At 40.9% G+C, this 817-nt stretch carries 1 protein-coding gene; it reads left to right on the top strand.

What is annotated here, in order from left to right; translation table 11 throughout:
• The coding region (locus OCV81_RS17700) for an ISAs1 family transposase (RefSeq protein ID WP_148331134.1) at window positions 1–804 on the top strand (804 nt) is incomplete at its 5' end.
• Between the last annotated feature and the right edge of the window lie 13 nt (window positions 805–817).

The following is an 817-nucleotide window of genomic DNA, read 5'->3' as shown; positions in this document are numbered from 1 at the left end:
GCAGACAATGACGGCGGAAAAGCCAGAGTACACATTGTAAGTGCATACGATGTGACCCATGAGGTTTCTCTCGGACAGGAACGTGTACCGGAAAAAAGTAATGAGATTACGGCTGACAAGGCACTGATAGAATCGTTGTCAATTGGCAAAGGAGACCTTGTAACAATGGACGCCATGGGTACGCAGAGGGAAATAGCGGAGGCGATTTTCAAAAAAGGAGCTGATTATCTTCTTATAGTCAAGGACAACCAGCTTCTTTTGCGCAAAGAGATAGAGGAGATCGTCGGCTGGAATATGCTCAAAAAAAGAGAAAACCGTAATGATGATGTTACCATAGTTGATGAAAAGGCTCACGGATATACCGTAACCAGAAGCTGTTTTACTGTTCAGGAAAAATACATGCTGGGAAGCATGTACAGGAAATGGGCGGGAATAAAGACTTTTGGAGTATTCAACACCGTACGCAAGAACAAGAAAACAGGAGAGGAAACAAAAGATACACAATACTTTATCACCTCTTTGGAAAAAAATGCCGCAAGTCTGATTATGCATAAGAGGAATCACTGGCAGGTGGAAAATGGACTTCACAGGATGCTTGATGTGGAATTCAGAGAAGATGACAGTAAAAAGAAAATGAACTCGGCTATAAACTATTCTATTATAACGAAAATGGTTACAGCAGTGCTTAAGAGGAATGAAAAGAAAATACCGATAGGGAGAAAAAGACTGATGGCAGGATGGGATGAGAATTTCATGGAGAAACTTATTCTGGAAACAATTAACTTCCTTAATATCGGAGATTGATGCGTTTTCTCTG

Source organism: Phocaeicola fibrisolvens (assembly GCF_025567125.1).
GTDB classification, from domain to species: domain Bacteria; phylum Bacteroidota; class Bacteroidia; order Bacteroidales; family Bacteroidaceae; genus Phocaeicola; species Phocaeicola fibrisolvens.
This window is presented reverse-complemented; position numbering and strand designations above follow the sequence as displayed.